Raw genomic sequence first — 15,900 nt, forward strand, 5'->3', positions numbered from 1 at the left:
CGTTCCTCGACTGGCAATCCATGCGCGTGGCCGGAAAACACCCGCGCCCCCACAGGCTAGAACCTGGGGGGCGCGGCATGCATTCCGGGGCCGGTGCGGCCCCGGTGCTCAGCTCTCGGGACGGTCCTCGGGGGCCGGGATGGCCTCCGTGGGCGTCTCCAGGGGCGTGGAGCCGTTGGTGCTGGTGGTGGCGCCGTTGGTGAGCGCCAGCTCCTTGGGCGAGAGCACCGGCGGCCTCGTCGACGGCGTACGCCGCGAGGAGCCGGTCCAGGCCGGGCGGGCCGGGCGCTTGACGATGCCGGAGAAGACCTCGGCGATCTGCTCCTTGCCCAGCGTCTCCTTCTCGAGGAGCTGGAGGACCAGGTTGTCGAGGATGTCGCGGTTCTCGACCAGGATCTCCCAGGCCTCGTTGTGCGCCGTCTCGATGAGCTTCTTGACCTCTTCGTCGACGAGCGCCGCGACCTCTTCCGAGTAGTCGCGCTGGTGCCCCATCTCGCGGCCCAGGAACGGCTCGGTGTTGTCACCGCCGAACTTGATCGCGCCAAGACGCTCGGTCATGCCGTACTGCGTGACCATCGCGCGAGCGGTGGACGTGGCCTTCTCGATGTCGTTGGCCGCGCCCGTCGTCGGGTCGTGGAAGACGAGCTCCTCGGCCGCGCGCCCGCCCAGCATGTACGCCAGCTGGTCGAGCATTTCGTTGCGCGTGGTCGAGTACTTGTCCTCGTCCGGCAGGACCATGGTGTAACCCAGGGCCCGGCCGCGCGACAGGATGGTGATCTTGTGGACCGGGTCCGAGTTGGGAGAAGCCGCGGCGACCAGGGCGTGACCGCCCTCGTGGTACGCGGTGATCTTCTTTTCCTTCTCGGACATGATCCGCGTCCGCTTCTGCGGACCCGCCACGACGCGGTCGATCGCCTCGTCGAGGGCGTGGTTGTCGATCAGCTTCTTGTCGCTGCGCGCCGTCAGGAGCGCCGCTTCGTTCAGCACGTTCGCCAGGTCGGCGCCGGTGAAGCCGGGGGTGCGGCGGGCGACGGCCGAGAGGTCGACGTCCGGGGCGACCGGCTTGCCCTTCTGGTGGACCTTGAGGATCTCCAGACGGCCCTGCATGTCCGGACGGTCGACCGCGATCTGGCGGTCGAAGCGGCCGGGGCGCAGCAGCGCCGGGTCGAGGATGTCGGGCCGGTTGGTGGCGGCGATCAGGATGACGCCGCCCTTCACGTCGAAGCCGTCCATCTCGACGAGCAGCTGGTTGAGCGTCTGCTCGCGCTCGTCGTGACCGCCGCCGAGGCCCGCACCGCGGTGTCGGCCGACGGCGTCGATCTCGTCGACGAAGACGATCGCCGGGGCGTTCGCCTTGGCCTGCTCGAAGAGGTCACGCACGCGCGAGGCGCCGACACCGACGAACATCTCGACGAAGTCGGAACCGGAGATCGAGTAGAAGGGAACGCCGGCCTCACCCGCGACGGCGCGGGCGAGCAGCGTCTTGCCCGTACCGGGCGGGCCGTACAGCAGCACACCCTTGGGGATCTTGGCGCCGACGGCCTGGAACTTCGCCGGCTCCTGGAGGAACTCCTTGATCTCGTGCAGTTCCTCGACGGCCTCGTCGGACCCCGCCACATCGGCGAAGGTCGTCTTCGGGGTGTCCTTGGTGATGAGCTTGGCCTTGGACTTCCCGAAGTTCATGACTCGGGAGCCGCCGCCCTGCATCTGGTTCATCAGGAACAGGAAGACCACGACGATGAGGACGAAGGGGAGCAGCGACAGCAGGATCCCGAGGAACGGGTTCTGCTTGTCGGGCGAGACGGTGTATCCCTTCGGGATGTCACCGCCCTTCACTCCGGTCTGCAGCTGGTTGGCCATGTCGGTCGCCTGGGCGTCACCGATGTAGTTGGCCTGAACCTTGCTGCTGCCCTTGACCTTCTGGCCGTCCTTCAGGTCGATCTTGATGACCTGACTGTCACCAGTGGTGATCTTGGCCTGTTCGACCTGCTTGTTGTTGATCGCCTGAACGACATCGGATGTGTCGACCGTCTTGTAGCCGCCCGACGAGCCGACGACCTGCATCAACACGACCACGGCGAGGACGGCCAGCACGATCCACATGACCGGCCCACGGAAGTATCGCTTCACGTCCATCCATACGGAGCGAGAACGCCCCGTCCCTCCTGCCCGTAGGTAAATGCTGCTGTGAGTGTGACTAAGACTGTGTGTAAAGACTGTTCTTCGGACGGTACCCCAGCATTGTCACCCGTGGTCGCACGGTACGGCTGACAAAGGGACCTTCCCCTGCTCCAACGGCGGGAGGCGGCCTGTGGTTCCCCGAACGGCCCGGGTTGCGTCAGCCGCCGTAGACGTGCGGCGCGAGCGTGCCGACAAAGGGGAGATTGCGGTACTTCTCGGCGTAGTCGAGGCCGTAGCCCACGACGAATTCATTCGGAATGTCGAAACCGATCCACTTCACGTCGATCGCGACCTTTGCGGCATCCGGCTTACGGAGCAGCGTGCAGACCTCGAGGGAGGCGGGCTCGCGCGATCCGAGGTTGGAAAGAAGCCACGACAGGGTCAGGCCCGAGTCGATGATGTCCTCGACGATCAGGACGTGCTTGCCCTTGATGTCGGTGTCCAGGTCCTTGAGGATCCGCACGACGCCGGAGGACTGGGTGCCCGCACCGTACGAGGAGACGGCCATCCAGTCCATGGTGACCGGGGTGGACAGCGCGCGGGCCAGATCCGCCATGACCATGACGGCGCCCTTGAGAACGCCGACGATGAGCAGGTCCTTGCCCGCGTACTCCGCGTCGATCTTCCCGGCCAGCTCCGCCAGCTTCGCGTCGATCTCTTCCTTGGTGATGAGCACCGACTGGAGGTCGGTGCCCATGTCCTTCTCGTTCACCCGGGCCGCTTTCTTGGGGGGTTCGGTTGGTCCGTGCGGGAGCCGAGTTACGTGCGTGAGCTCAGCTCTGCCGAATGACCAGTCTGCCACCCTGCCGACGGGCGACGACGCGGCCCGGGAGATTGATGGCCCGCTGGCCGCGCCAGCTGGTGATCAGCTTGTCGACCTCCTCCACATGGCGGGCGAAGAGCGAACCGGCGGGCGCCCCCGCCTCGATGACCTCCCGGCGCACGATGCGGCGGCGCACGGCGGGCGGCAGCGCGTAGAGCTTCGCGCACTCCAGGAGCCCGGCGTCGTCCCGTACGGTCGCCTCCGCCTGGAGGGCCCAGGCGTCCAGGGCGTCGGCGTCGTCGCGGGAGAGCTGGGCGGTGCGGGCGAGGGCCTCGACGACGCCCTTGCCGAGCGCCTTCTCCAGGGCGGGCAGGCCCTCCTGGCGCAGCCGGGAGCGGGTGTAGGCGGGGTCGGCGTTGTGCGGGTCGTCCCAGACCGGCAGGGACTGCACCATGCAGGCCTTGCGGGCGGTCTGGCGGTCGATCTCCAGGAAGGGGCGCCGGTAGCGGCCCGCCGCCCCCGAGACGGCGGCCATGCCGGAAAGGGAGCGCGTGCCGGAACCGCGGGCGAGCCCGAGGAGCACGGTCTCGGCCTGGTCGTCGCGGGTGTGGCCGAGCAGGATCGCGGCGGCGCCGTGGCGCTCGGCGGCGGCGTCCAGGGCGGCGTAGCGGGCGTCCCGGGCGGCGGCCTCGGGCCCTCCCTCGCGGCCCACCCGCACGGCGACGGCCTCGGCGGGGTCCAGGCCCAGGCCGGTCATGCGGGAGACGACCTCGGCGGCGCGCAGGTCGGAGCCGTGCTGGAGGCCGTGGTCGACGGTGATGCCGCCGGCGCGCAGCGAGAGCTTGCGGGATTCGAAGGCGAGGGCGGAGGCGAGCGCCATGGAGTCGGCGCCGCCCGAGCAGGCCACGAGCACCAGGGGCTCGGGCGCGGTGCTGCGGCCGCCGGTCCCGGGACCGGCGGGGGCCCCCGCGGTCACGGCGGTGGCGACGGCCTCGTGGTCGCGGGAGTGTTCGTTCAGTACGTCGTGGAGTACGCGGCGAACCGCCAGGCGTATCGCTGCGACCGCAGGATGGGGACCCATGTCCGGTGCCCTTCGGTGAAGTTGGGGGGTGCCTCGGCGCGGAGAGGAAGCGGGGGAATCGGAGGAGCGGGGTAACAACCGGGGCTGTTCAGTCACACAGAGTGCGTAGATGGTGACAGAACAGAGCCGTTACCCGAGCATTGCACGCCTACCCATGCCCCACGGTCCCTCGGATGGGTGATTCCCGCGTTGACACCCGCCCACCGGCGGCTTTCGGGTCAGGACTCGGCGCGGCGGTGGACCCGGGCGACCCAGTCGGCCGGCTTGGCGATCTCGGACTTCGTCGGAAGCGTGTTCGGCGAGGTCCACACCCGGTTGAAGCCGTCCATGCCCACCTCCTCCACCACGGCCCGCACGAACCGCTCGCCGTCGCGGTACTGGCGGAGCTTGGCGTCGAGGCCGAGGAGCTTGCGCAGCGCCATGTCGAGCCGGGAGGCCCCCTTGGCCCTGCGCTGCTGGAACTTCTCGCGGATCTCCCCCACCGAGGGCACGACCTGCGGGCCGACCCCGTCCATGACGTAGTCGGCGTGCCCCTCCAGGAGGGACATCACGGCGGTGAGCCGGCCGAGGATCTCGCGCTGGGCCGGGGTCTGCACCAGCTCGACGAGGGAGCGGCCCTCGTCCTCCTCGCCCTCGGGGCGGCCGCCCGCGAACGTCTGGGCGGCCTCGCGCAGCCGCTCGAGGACGGTCATCGGGTCGACCTCGGTCTGGTCGAGGAACGACTGGATCTCGCTCTCCAGGTGGTCGCGCAGCCAGGGCACGGCCGTGAACTGGGTGCGGTGGGTCTCCTCGTGGAGGCACACCCAGAGCCTGAAGTCGTGCGGGGCCACGTCGAGTTCGCGCTCCACGTGGACGATGTTGGGCGCCACGAGGAGCAGCCGCCCGCCGCCGCCGGGCGCCGCGGGCAGGTCCCGGGTGGGCGGCGCGAACGTCTCGTACTGCCCGAGGACCCGCGAGGACAGGAAGCTGAGCAGCGCGCCCAGCTCGACGCCGGTGACCTTGCCGCCGACCGCGCCGAGCACGGCCCCGCCGGGGCTGCTCCCCCGGCGCTCCTGCATCTTGTCGAGCAGTGGCCGCAGCACCTCGCGGAAGCCGGCCACGTTGGCCTTCACCCAGCCGGCCCGGTCGACGACCAGGACCGGGGTGTCCTCGGGCTCTACGCCCTCCGGGATCATCCGGGTGAACGCCCGTACGTGTTCCTCGGCGGCCTTGGCGTGCCGACGGAGCTCGGCGACGATCTCACGTGCCTCGTCGCGGCTCACGTCGGGGCCCGGCCGCACCAGTCGGGTCGCGGTCGCGACCGCGAGGTTCCAGTCGACCATCCCAGAGGTACCTGCACCGCCGATGCCAGTCATGCGTCAACCGTACGTTGTCGACACCGTGAGGGAACCCGGTCGGCGTCCCTCAGTGCGCGGTGAGCCGGGTGGCGAGCCGGTCGAGCGCCCGCTGTGCGGGGGCCGGGTCGGCGCCGGGCGGCCCGGCCGAGAGGAAGGCGAACGCCAGGAGGTGGCCGCTCGCGTCCACGACCGTGCCGGCCAGGGTGTTGACCCCGGCGCCGCCCAGCGTGCCGGTCTTCGCCCTGACCAGGCCGGTCGCGGCGGAGGCGGAGCCGTAGCGGGCGCTGAGGGTGCCGGTGAACCCGGCGACCGGCAGGCCGGTGAGGACCGGGCGCAGTTCGGGGCGGGTCGGGTCGGCGGCCTTCGCGAGCAGTCTCGTGAGCAGTCCCGCGGTGACCTTGTCGGCCCGGTTGAGTCCGCTGCCGTCCGTGAACACGCTTCCGTTCAAAGGGAGTTGGAGCTTGCCGAGCTGGGCGGCCACCGCCTCGGCGCCCCCGTCGAAGCTCGCGGGCCTGCCGGTGGCGATCGCCGTCTGGCGGTTCAGTGCCTCGGCGATGTCGTTGTCGCTGTTGGTCAGCATCCGCTCGACGACATCGGGCAGCGGCGCGGACAGCGTGCTCGCCAGCTCCTTGGCGCCGGCGGGCCTGGCGCCCGCCACCGGGCCGTCCACCCGCACTCCCCGGTCCCGCAGCAGCCGGGCGAAGGCCCGGGCGGTGTCGCCGGCCGGGTCGGCGGTGCGCCCGGCGGGCCCGCCGTCGGCGGCTCCGGCGTCCGAGGTGCGCCCCTCGTCCGTCATGAGGGCGACGACCGGCGCCAGGTTCTCGTTGGGCCCGATCGGATGCACCGGGGTACCGCTGAACAGCGAGGCGTCGTAGGCGAGTTGGACGTGGTCGAGGGAGCGGGCCCGCAGCGCGCGGGCGGTGCCGTCGGCGAGCGCGGTCAGGCGGGCCGTGTCCAGGGTGGGATCGCCGCCCCCGACGAGCGTGAGCGCGCTCCCCTCCACGGGGGCCACCACGGTGGTGGCGAAGCGGTGGTCGGCCGGGAGCGCGGTGAGGACCGCGGTCGCCGTGGCGATCTTGACGGTGGAGGCCGGTGTCATGGCCGCGTCCGCGCGCGACGCGTACAGCTCCTGGCCGGTGATCGTGTCGATCACCGAGGCCGCCGGCCGGGCCCCGAGCGCCGGGTCGCCGAGCAGCGGGGCGAGGGCGGCGGGCAGCGCGGCCGCGACGGGGGCGCCGCCGGGGACACCGAGGGCCGCGAGGACGCTGGGCGCGCTCGGAGCCGGAGCCGGAGCGTCCGGATCCGTGGGGCGCTGGTGATGTGCGCCACCCCTGGCCTCCCGCGATGCGGCCCGGTCGCGCTCGGCCGTACGCTGGCCTGAGTCCCACGGTCCGGCCAGGGCCACGGCCCCGGCCGAAAGTGCCAGGCCGACCGCCGCCGCACCTGCCGTGAGCTGCCATGTCTTGGGTCCCGGCACCGAGGACCAGCCCCTTTCGCGATCACACACCTGCGTGAGGGACACTTAATCACCAGAACTGCGTCCGGCCGGGAACTCGGCGGCGACGCAGCCCCGTCCGATGCATGTGCTGATCATGGAGGAGAGCCACCCGTGGAGTTCGACGTCACCATCGAGATCCCGAAGGGATCGCGGAACAAGTACGAGGTCGACCACGAGACCGGCCGGATCCGCCTGGACCGTCGACTCTTCACCTCGACCAGCTACCCGGCCGACTACGGCTTCGTCGAGAACACCCTCGGCGAGGACGGCGACCCGCTGGACGCCCTGGTCCTGCTCGACGAGCCGACCTTCCCGGGCTGCGTCATCAAGTGCCGCGCCATCGGCATGTTCCGGATGACCGACGAGGCCGGCGGCGACGACAAGCTGCTGTGCGTCCCGGCGTCCGACCCGCGTGTCGAGCACCTGCGCGACATCCACCACGTCTCCGAGTTCGACCGCCTGGAGATCCAGCACTTCTTCGAGGTCTACAAGGACCTGGAGCCCGGCAAGTCCGTCGAGGGCGCCGACTGGGTCGGCCGCGTCGAGGCCGAGGCCGAGGTCGAGGCCTCCTACAAGCGCCTTGAGGCGCAGGGTGGCGCGCACTGACGCGCGTACTTCCGTAACGACTGCGGGCGGCTCACCTCCGGGGTGGGCCGCCCGCAGTCGTATGAGTTCATGACGGCCCACATACTGGGCAGGCGCACGCAAGCGGCCGGAGGGAGGCGAGGGACCAGTGGGGTCCGAGCAGCACGATGTGATCGAGGACCGCAAGCCGCAGTCCGACGAGGCCCGCAGCGCCTTCGCGCCCCCCGAGGGTGTGGACCAGCCGCAGGTGCCCGAGGAGGAGTCGCCGACCTCCGAGTTCGCGCTGCCCGCCGGGCTCGCCACTCCGGTCGTCGAGCAGCCCGCCGACCAGCCGGCCTCCGCGTTCACCACCCCCAGCGGCTACACCGCGCGCGAGCCGAACCCGATGGCGACCACCGGGTCGATGCCGCTCGTGCGGCTGTCCAAGGACGCGCCCTGGCAGGACCGGATGCGCACCATGCTGCGCATGCCGGTCGGCGACCGGCCGGTCGCCGAGCCGATCCAGAAGCACGACGACACGGGCCCCGCGGTGCCCCGCGTCCTCGACCTGGTGCTGCGTATCGGCGAGCTGCTGCTCGCGGGCGGCGAGGGCGCCGAGGACGTCGAGGCCGCGATGTTCGCGATCTGCCGCAGCTACGGCCTGGACCGCTGCGAGCCGACGGTCACCTTCACCATGCTGGCCATCACCCACCAGCCCTCGCTCGTGGACGACCCGGTGACGGCCAACCGCACCGTGCGCCGCCGCGGCACCGACTACACCCGTCTGGCGGCCGTGCACCGGCTCGTCACGGACATGACCAGCGAGGACCACGAGGTCTCTCTCGAAGAGGCCTACCGGCGCCTCGCGGAGATCCGCCGTAACCGCCACCCCTACCCGGGCTGGGCCCTCACCACCGCCTGCGGGCTGCTCGCCGGCGCGGCCTCCGTGCTGCTCGGCGGCGGCATCACGGTGTTCCTGGTGGCGGCGGTCGGCGCGGTGCTCGGCGACCGTCTCGCCTGGCTGTGCGCGTCGCGCGGGCTGCCGGAGTTCTACCAGTTCGCCGTGGCCGCGATGCCGCCCGCCGCGATGGGCGTGGCCCTCAGTCTGCTCCAGTGGAAGCTCAGCGCGCCCGCGGTCATCACCGGTGGCCTGTTCGCCCTGATCCCCGGACGGGCCCTGGTGGCGGCCGTCCAGGACGGTCTGACCGGCTTCTACGTCACCGCCGCGGCCCGGCTGCTCGAAGTCGGGTACTTCTTCGTCGCGATCGTCGTCGGCGTCCTGACCGTCCTGTACGGCGGACTCCAGTTCCACGCCCAGCTCAACCCGGAGGGCACCTTCCAGCCCATCGACCGGCCGATCCTGCAGACCCTCGCGTCGATCCTGCTCTGTCTGACCTTCGCGGTCCTGCTCCAGCAGGACCGCTCCACCGTGCTGATCGTGGCCGCCAACGGCGGGGTCGCCTGGGTGGTGTACGCCTCGATCGCCGTCACCGCGAAGGGCTCCCCGATCATGGCGACGGCCGTCGCGGCCGGCCTGGTCGGCCTGTTCGGCCAGCTGCTCTCGCGGTACTGGAACACCTCGGCGCTGCTGTACGTGACCGCCGCGATCGGCCCGCTGCTGCCCGGTAGCGCCACCTACTTCGGTGTCCTGGCGATCGCCCAGAACCATCTCAACCAGGGTGTCACCTCGCTGGCCAAGGCGGCGGCGCTGGCCCTGGCCATCGCGATCGGCGTGAACCTCGGAAACGAGATCGCCCGGCTCTTCCTGCGGGCCCCGGGCGCGGGCCGCGCGGCCGCGAAGCGGACCCGCGGCTTCTGAGCCGGCCCCGAAGGGGGCCCGGCTCCGCCGCGCGGGGCGCGGCCGGCCCCCACCGGGCTGCGGCCATAGGCGCCGGCCCAGCCCAGCCGCTTACCCGCCGCTGAGCGCTCAGCGCTCAGCGCTTGGCGTGGCGGCCGCCGCGCTGCGGGGCCTCACCGGGGCCGCCCGGGCCCTCGGCCGCCGGCGGGTTCTTCTTCGCCTTGGAGCGGGCCCGCAGGAACTCGATGGCGATCGGGACGACCGAGACCAGCACGATCGCGACCAGGATCAGCTCGATGTTCTTGTGCACGAACTCGACGTTGCCGAGGGCCGCGCCGAGCAGCGTGACGCCCGCGCCCCACAGGGTGCCGCCGATGACGTTGAAGGTGACGAACGAGCGGTAGTTCATGCCGCTGACGCCCGCGATGATCGGCGTGAACGTCCGCACGATCGGCACGAAGCGGGCCAGGACCAGCGACTTGGGCCCGTACTTCTCGAAGAACTCGTGGGCCTTCTCGACGTTCTCCTGCTTGAAGAGCTTCGAGTCGGGCCGGCTGAACAGCGAGGGGCCGACCTTCTTGCCGAACAGATAGCCCACCTGGTCACCGAGGACCGCGGCGAACACCACCAGGACGCACACCAGCCACAGCGGGGTGTCCAGCTTGCCGGTGGTGACCAGCAGGCCGGTGGTGAACAGGAGCGAGTCGCCCGGCAGGAAGAAGCCGATGAGCAGGCCGGACTCGGCGAACACGATGATCAGCAGGCCGACCAGGCCGAAGGTCTGCAACAGATAGTCGGGGTCCAGCCAGCTCGGTCCGAGGGCGAGGGAAGTCACGGGTACCGGGCTCCTGGGTGTGGGTGTGGGTCGGGCTGTCTGCCGTCGGCAGCCAAAGTTATCAACGTAACGCGCGAAAGCGAGGTTCCAGGGGCAGGCTGGAAGGACGGACAGGCGCTACCGAAGGGGAACCGGATGGGCATCGAGGAATACGGCGGCGGACAGGGCCCGCAGTCGGACGTACTCGTCGTCACCACGAACGACGTGCCGGGTTACACCGTGCAACAGGTCATCGGAGAGGTGTTCGGCCTGACCGTACGCTCCCGCCACCTGGGCAGCCAGATCGGCGCCGGCCTCAAGTCGATGATCGGCGGCGAGCTGAAGGGCCTGACCAAGACGCTGGTCGAGACCCGGAACCAGGCGATGGAACGGCTGGTGGCGCAGGCGAAGGCGCGGGGCGCCAACGCGGTCCTGATGATGCGGTTCGACGTGACGGAGGCGGCCGACGTGGGCACCGAGGTGTGCGCGTACGGGACCGCCGTGATCCTGGCCCGCAACTGAGGTCGCCCCCTCCAACTCCCCTTCCCGGAAAGGCGGTTGATCCTTCATGGCACTGCACCGCGGCGGCAGCGACAAGGACCGTACCGACGAGAAGGAGTACGGGAGGCTCGCCCTGAACCCGTTCTTCGGCGAGGCCGACCCGGTCGGCTCGATGACCTCCGCGCCGCCCCGGCACCGGCTGCCCGACCGGCCGCTGGCCCCCGCGACCGCGTACCAGGTGGTCCATGACGAGCTGATGCTCGACGGGAACTCCCGGCTCAACCTGGCGACCTTCGTCACCACCTGGATGGAACCGCAGGCCGGGGTGCTCATGGCGGAGTGCCGGGACAAGAACATGATCGACAAGGACGAGTACCCGCGCACCGCCGAGCTGGAGCGGCGGTGCGTGGCGATGCTCGCCGACCTGTGGCACGCCCCGGACCCCGGTGCCGTGGTCGGCTGTTCCACGACCGGGTCGAGCGAGGCGTGCATGCTGGCCGGGATGGCGCTCAAGCGGCGCTGGATGAACCGCAACGCGGACCGCTATCCCTCGCGCGATGCCCGCCCGAACCTGGTCATGGGTGTGAACGTGCAGGTGTGCTGGGAGAAGTTCTGCACCTTCTGGGAGGTCGAGGCGCGGCAGGTGCCCATGGAGGGCGACCGCTTCCACCTCGACCCGGAGGCCGCCGCGGCCCTCTGCGACGAGAACACGATCGGCGTCGTCGGGATCCTCGGCTCGACCTTCGACGGGTCGTACGAGCCGATCGCCGCGCTCTGCTCGGCGCTCGACGATTTGCAGGAGCGTACGGGTCTGGACGTCCCCGTCCACGTCGACGGGGCGTCCGGGGCGATGGTCGCGCCCTTCCTCGACGAGGACCTGGTGTGGGACTTCCGGCTGCCGCGGGTGTCCTCCATCAACACGTCGGGCCACAAGTACGGCCTCGTCTACCCCGGGGTCGGCTGGGCGCTGTGGCGCTCGGCGGAGGAGCTCCCCGAGGAGCTGGTCTTCCGGGTGAACTACCTCGGCGGCGACATGCCCACGTTCGCGCTGAACTTCTCGCGGCCCGGGGCGCAGGTGGTGGCCCAGTACTACACGTTCCTGCGGCTCGGCCGGGAGGGGTACCGGGCGGTGCAGCAGACCACGCGGGACGTCGCGCGCGGGCTCGCGGAGCGGATCGACGCGCTCGGGGACTTCCAACTCCTCACCCGTGGCGACGAGTTGCCGGTGTTCGCCTTCACCACGGCGCCGGATGTGCGCCAGTACGACGTGTTCGACGTCTCGCGGCGTCTGCGGGAGCGGGGATGGCTGGTTCCGGCCTATACCTTCCCGGCGAACCGGGAGGATCTGTCGGTGCTGAGGGTGGTGTGCCGCAACGGCTTCTCCTCCGACCTGGCGGCCCTGCTCCTGGAGGACCTGAGCCGCCTGCTGCCCGAGCTCCGCCGCCAGTCCGCTCCCCTGGGCCGCGACGAATCCGAGGCCACGGCCTTCCACCACTGACCCCCTCCGCCCCGGGGCTGGCGGGCCCCGGGGCGCCACGAGGTCAGGGGAGGACGCCCACGAACGGGTCGCCCTCGTCGGCGAAGACGTACGCCCCGCCCTCGATCCGGGCGATCAGCCCCCGCGTCCACCCCGCCTCCGCATCCGCAGAGTGCACCCACATGTTCATGATCTCGCCGATGTGGCCCAGCTGGGCCGGGCCGCCTTCCGGCACGTAATACTCCGTCACCGAGCCGCGCCACGCCGCCAGCTTCTCCAGCCGGTCGCGCAGCAGCGCGAGCGCCTCCGCTCGCGGCAGGTCGACCATGAAGCCGATCGCCGCCGAGAGCACGTCCATCTTCTGGTCGTAGGAGGCGAGCGCCTCGCGCAGCAGGCGGAAGTACTCCGCCCGTCCCGCCTCCGTCAGCTCGTACTCCGTGCGCGGCGGCCCGCCCGCCGTGCTGGGCGCCACCTCGTGCGCGAGGAGCACGCCCTGCTTGGCCATCTGCTTGAGCGCGTGATAGATCGAACCCGGCTTGGCGTTGGACCACTCGTGGGCGCCCCAGTACTCCAGGTCGTTGCGCACCTGGTAGCCGTGCGCCCGGCCGTGCTGACGTACCGCGCCGAGGACGAGGAGGCGGATGGCTGACATGACCGCAAGACTATGACCCCGCCCCCGCGCGCGAAGCGTCAGGCGTTTGCGAGCGCCACCAGCTCGAACGCCGTCTTCCCGTCGAGCGACTCGCGGATGATGTCCGCGTGCCCGGCGTGCCGGGCGATCTCCTCGACGAGGTGCATCATCAGCCAGCGCATCGAGACCCGGCCCTCCTTGGGGAACCACGGCGCATCGGGCAGCGGGAACGTGTCGTCGAGGGAGGGCACCTTGTGGATGAACTCCTCGGTCTCGGCGGCCACTTCGGCCCAGAAGGCCAGCATGCCCTCGACGGTCTCGTCCCCGACGAGGACAAAACTCTCGTGCCAGGTGGACTGGTCCCGCTGCTTCTCGTTGGGCCGCTGCTGCGCCATCCGCAGCCAGTTCAGCTCGCACTCGGCGACGTGCTTGAGCAGCCCGGACAGGGACAGCTCGCTGGCGCTCGGCCGGCTCGCCGCCTGCTCGTCGGTGAGCCCGATGAGCGCCCGGCGCAGCCCGCCGCGCTGGGCCTCCACGAAGTTGATGAGAGCGCCGCGCTCGTCGCCGTGCGTCTCCGAGGGAACGTGAGTGACCATGATCCAACCGCCTTCTTCCGCGCTTGCCGTTCAACCCGACAAGAGACACGGTAGGAGGCATAGAGGTCAGATGCTGTCCTCTACTTCGGGCGTCGGCGCGGCGGCCGGCAGCCCGCCCCGCACCCCGCTCAGAACGGGAACGGGCTCCGCTCGTGCTGGACCGAGATCCACTTCTGGGTCGTGAACGCCTCGACCGTGGAGTCCCCGTTCAGGCGGCCGAGCCCCGAGTACTTCTCGCCCCCGAAGGCGACCAGCGGCTCGTCCTGGATCGTCGAGTCGTTGACGTGCATCATCCCGGTCTCGATCCGCTTGGCGAACCGCACCCCGCGCTCCACGTTCGCCGTGTGCACGGCCCCGCTGAGCCCGTACGGGCTGTCGTTGGCGATGCGTACGGCCTCCTCCTCCCCGTCGAAGGGGATGAGCAGGGCGACCGGGCCGAAGATCTCCTGGCGCAGTACGGGAGAGTCGGCGGGCAGGCCCGTCAGGACGGTGGGCTCCACCAGGTTGCCGCGCGTGCGGCCCCGTACGAGCGCGGTGGCGCCCTCCGCGAGGGCCTGCTCGACGAGCGAAGTCAGCGCCTCCGCCTGGAAGTTGTTGATGACGGGGCCGATGTCGGTGGCCGGGTCGGCCGGGTCGCCCGTTCTGAGCGAGGCCACCTTGGCGAGGAACTTGCCCGTGAACGCCTCCTCCACCGACCGGTCGACCAGAATCCGGTTGGCGGCCATGCAGACCTGGCCCTGGTAGACGAAACGGCTGAAAACAGCCGCGTCCACGGCGTAGTCGAGGTCGGCGTCGTCGAGGACAACAAGCGCGCTGTTGCCACTCAGCTCCAGGATGACGCGTTTGAAGTGGCTGCCGGCGATCGAGGCGACATGCCGCCCGGTGCGGTCCGAGCCCGCGAAGGAGATCACCTTGGGAACGGGGTGCTCGATGAGCGCGTCGCCGATCTCGGCGATGTCGGTGACCAGGACGTTCAACAGGCCCGCGGGCAGCCCCGCGTCCTTGAAGATCTTCGCTATGAGCCCGCCGCCGACCACCGGCGCGTTCTGGTTCGGCTTGATGACGACCGCGTTGCCCAACGCAAGTGCCGGGGCTATGGACTTGATGGTCACGAGGAAGGGGAAGTTGAAGGGGCTGATCACGCCGATCACACCGACCGGCAGCCGGTAGACCCGGTTCTCCTTGCCGTCGACCGGGGACGGCAGGATGCGCCCCTCGGGACGCAGGGCCAGCTGGATCGCCTCGCGCAGGAACTCCTTGGCGAGGTGGACCTCGTACACGGCCTTGAGGCGGGTGCCGCCCAGCTCGCTGACGATGGCCTCGATGATCTCGGCCTCGCGCTCCTCGGTGATCCGCAGGGCGCGCTCGAAGACGAGCCGACGGGTGTACGGGTTGGTGTCGGCCCACTCCCGCTGGGCGCGCTCGGCGGCGCGATAGGCCTCGTCGACCTCCTCGACGGTGGCCACGGTGATGGTGGCGAGCTTCTCCCCGTTGTACGGATCGAAGTCGATGATGTCCCACGACCCGCTGCCGGTGCGCCACTGGCCGTCTATGAACTGGTGGGCGAGGTCGGTGAAGAAGGACATGCCATCCCCTACTGCTGTGTCCGCCGGCTCCGCGCGGTCAACCGCGTCACTGGCCTGATGTGACGTCATCCTACTGATGAGTCAGCTGAGTTGAAGGAGTCCGCGCAGAAGATCGCGGCTCTCTTCCGGGCCGGGACTGTCCTGTTGCAGCCGGGCCATGGCCCGCTCGTACTGCGCGACCTCTTCGGGCTTGTCCAAATACAGTGCGGAGGTGAGCTGTTCGAGATACACGATGTCCGACAGATCGGACTCGGGGAACCGCAGCATCGTGAAGGCGCCGCTCTCGCCCGCGTGCCCGCCGAAGCTGAACGGCATCACCTGAAGGTTGATGTTGGGCTGCTCCGACATCTCGATCAGATGCTTCAACTGGCCCCGCATGACGTCACGTTCACCGTAGGGACGACGGAGTGCGGCCTCGTCGAGCACCGCGTGGAACTGCGGGGCCCGCTCCGACACCAGGGCCTTCTGACGTTCGAGACGCAGCGCGACGCGCTTGTCTATCTCGGCGGCCGGCGCACCGTGCATGCCCCGCGAGACGACCGCGTGGGCGTACGCCTCGGTCTGCAACAGGCCGTGCACGAACTGGACTTCATAGATGCGGATGAGCGAGGCCGCGCCCTCCAGACCGATGTACGTCTGGAACCAGCCCGGCAGCACATCGCCGAAGCTGTGCCACCAGCCCGCGATGTTGGCTTCCTTGGCGAGGCCCAGCAACGACATGCGTTCCGCCTCGTCGCCGACGCCGTAGAGCGTGAGCAGGTCCTCGACATCCCTGGCCTTGAAGCTCACCCGCCCCAACTCCATACGACTGATCTTGGACTCGGACGCCCGGATCGAATAGCCGGCTGCTTCCCGGGTTATGCCGCGCGACTCGCGCAGGCGCCTCAGCTGAGAGCCCAGCAGAATGCGCCGGACCACCGAGCCTCCGCCGGCCTCGACTGCGCTCGGCCGGGGGGATCCCCATGCCTCCCCTGCGGTCACTTCGCCGTCCTCCCCATCCAATGGTGGTGGGCAGTCTGCCATCAAAACGCTTCACCCCGTACCCGCGTGATTACGGAAATGGTCAAGGAGTG

General features: G+C 70.2%; 14 protein-coding genes. 4 read left to right on the forward strand and 10 right to left on the reverse strand.

Annotation, left to right across the window (positions count from 1 at the left end; translation table 11 throughout):
- Positions 1-108 precede the first annotated feature (108 nt).
- The 5 genes from ftsH to dacB form a co-directional block, all read right to left on the reverse strand.
- Positions 109-2,136 carry an ATP-dependent zinc metalloprotease FtsH gene (gene ftsH, locus ACFYZA_RS34420; RefSeq protein ID WP_382595769.1) on the reverse strand — a complete coding sequence of 676 codons (2,028 nt, stop codon included), beginning with the start codon at positions 2,134-2,136 and terminating at the stop codon, positions 109-111.
- Positions 2,137-2,338: 202 nt separating this feature from the next.
- Entirely contained in the window at positions 2,339-2,878 is a 540-nt protein-coding gene (gene hpt, locus ACFYZA_RS34425; protein ID WP_053731222.1) for a hypoxanthine phosphoribosyltransferase, read from the reverse strand.
- A gap of 76 nt (positions 2,879-2,954) precedes the next feature.
- Complete coding sequence (gene tilS, locus ACFYZA_RS34430) at positions 2,955-4,025, reverse strand: tRNA lysidine(34) synthetase TilS (RefSeq protein WP_382595772.1); 1,071 nt, start codon at positions 4,023-4,025, stop codon at positions 2,955-2,957.
- Positions 4,026-4,243: 218 nt separating this feature from the next.
- Positions 4,244-5,380 carry a zinc-dependent metalloprotease gene (locus ACFYZA_RS34435; protein WP_382595775.1) on the reverse strand — a complete coding sequence of 379 codons (1,137 nt, stop codon included), beginning with the start codon at positions 5,378-5,380 and terminating at the stop codon, positions 4,244-4,246.
- A gap of 49 nt (positions 5,381-5,429) precedes the next feature.
- The gene (dacB, locus tag ACFYZA_RS34440) at positions 5,430-6,839 is read right to left on the reverse strand and encodes a D-alanyl-D-alanine carboxypeptidase/D-alanyl-D-alanine-endopeptidase (RefSeq protein WP_388494495.1); all 1,410 of its coding nucleotides are present in this window, start codon (positions 6,837-6,839) and stop codon (positions 5,430-5,432) included.
- A gap of 132 nt (positions 6,840-6,971) precedes the next feature.
- On the opposite strand from dacB, the gene ACFYZA_RS34445 reads away from it, so the two are divergent.
- Together ACFYZA_RS34445 and ACFYZA_RS34450 are read left to right on the forward strand one after the other, a co-directional pair.
- Positions 6,972-7,466 (forward strand): inorganic diphosphatase, encoded by a 495-nt coding sequence (locus tag ACFYZA_RS34445; RefSeq protein ID WP_100577700.1) that lies wholly within the window; start codon positions 6,972-6,974, stop codon positions 7,464-7,466.
- 127 nt (positions 7,467-7,593) lie between these two features.
- Positions 7,594-9,243, forward strand: a complete 1,650-nt coding sequence (locus tag ACFYZA_RS34450) for a threonine/serine exporter ThrE family protein (RefSeq protein WP_382595782.1) — start codon at positions 7,594-7,596, stop codon at positions 9,241-9,243.
- A gap of 115 nt (positions 9,244-9,358) precedes the next feature.
- On the opposite strand, the gene ACFYZA_RS34455 is transcribed toward ACFYZA_RS34450, so the two are convergent.
- The gene (locus ACFYZA_RS34455; protein WP_388494496.1) at positions 9,359-10,057 is read right to left on the reverse strand and encodes a DedA family protein; all 699 of its coding nucleotides are present in this window, start codon (positions 10,055-10,057) and stop codon (positions 9,359-9,361) included.
- Positions 10,058-10,192: 135 nt separating this feature from the next.
- Between ACFYZA_RS34455 and ACFYZA_RS34460 the strand changes: the two genes are divergently transcribed.
- Both ACFYZA_RS34460 and ACFYZA_RS34465 read left to right on the forward strand, forming a co-directional pair.
- Positions 10,193-10,558, forward strand: coding sequence for a YbjQ family protein (locus ACFYZA_RS34460; RefSeq protein ID WP_161250703.1), 366 nt, complete (start codon positions 10,193-10,195; stop codon positions 10,556-10,558).
- A gap of 46 nt (positions 10,559-10,604) precedes the next feature.
- On the forward strand, positions 10,605-12,035 hold the full coding sequence (locus ACFYZA_RS34465) for a glutamate decarboxylase (protein ID WP_382595789.1): 1,431 nt from the start codon (positions 10,605-10,607) through the stop codon (positions 12,033-12,035).
- 43 nt (positions 12,036-12,078) lie between these two features.
- Here the strand turns inward: ACFYZA_RS34465 and ACFYZA_RS34470 are convergent, their stop codons facing one another.
- The 4 genes from ACFYZA_RS34470 to ACFYZA_RS34485 form a co-directional block, all read right to left on the reverse strand.
- Entirely contained in the window at positions 12,079-12,666 is a 588-nt protein-coding gene (locus ACFYZA_RS34470) for a PadR family transcriptional regulator (protein WP_382595792.1), read from the reverse strand.
- A 38-nt stretch (positions 12,667-12,704) separates the two neighbouring features.
- Positions 12,705-13,241, reverse strand: coding sequence for a DinB family protein (locus tag ACFYZA_RS34475; protein WP_382595795.1), 537 nt, complete (start codon positions 13,239-13,241; stop codon positions 12,705-12,707).
- A 128-nt stretch (positions 13,242-13,369) separates the two neighbouring features.
- A complete protein-coding gene (locus ACFYZA_RS34480) occupies positions 13,370-14,827 on the reverse strand; it encodes an aldehyde dehydrogenase family protein (protein ID WP_382595798.1) in 1,458 nt (485 codons plus the stop codon).
- A gap of 81 nt (positions 14,828-14,908) precedes the next feature.
- Positions 14,909-15,808, reverse strand: coding sequence for a helix-turn-helix transcriptional regulator (locus ACFYZA_RS34485; RefSeq protein ID WP_100577707.1), 900 nt, complete (start codon positions 15,806-15,808; stop codon positions 14,909-14,911).
- Positions 15,809-15,900: the final 92 nt, after the last annotated feature.

It is taken from the genome of Streptomyces sp. NPDC001828 (assembly GCF_042892175.1).
Classification (GTDB): Bacteria; Actinomycetota; Actinomycetes; order Streptomycetales; family Streptomycetaceae; genus Streptomyces.

Coding starts and splice junctions, on each gene's coding strand:
- ftsH (WP_382595769.1), bottom strand. CDS start 2,136: ATGGACGTGAAGCGATACTTCCGTGGGCCGGTCATGTGGATCGTGCTG.
- ACFYZA_RS34465 (WP_382595789.1), top strand. CDS start 10,605: ATGGCACTGCACCGCGGCGGCAGCGACAAGGACCGTACCGACGAGAAG.
- ACFYZA_RS34435 (WP_382595775.1), bottom strand. CDS start 5,380: ATGACTGGCATCGGCGGTGCAGGTACCTCTGGGATGGTCGACTGGAAC.
- ACFYZA_RS34470 (WP_382595792.1), bottom strand. CDS start 12,666: ATGTCAGCCATCCGCCTCCTCGTCCTCGGCGCGGTACGTCAGCACGGC.
- tilS (WP_382595772.1), bottom strand. CDS start 4,025: ATGGGTCCCCATCCTGCGGTCGCAGCGATACGCCTGGCGGTTCGCCGC.
- ACFYZA_RS34475 (WP_382595795.1), bottom strand. CDS start 13,241: ATGGTCACTCACGTTCCCTCGGAGACGCACGGCGACGAGCGCGGCGCT.
- ACFYZA_RS34480 (WP_382595798.1), bottom strand. CDS start 14,827: ATGTCCTTCTTCACCGACCTCGCCCACCAGTTCATAGACGGCCAGTGG.
- ACFYZA_RS34460 (WP_161250703.1), top strand. CDS start 10,193: ATGGGCATCGAGGAATACGGCGGCGGACAGGGCCCGCAGTCGGACGTA.
- hpt (WP_053731222.1), bottom strand. CDS start 2,878: ATGGGCACCGACCTCCAGTCGGTGCTCATCACCAAGGAAGAGATCGAC.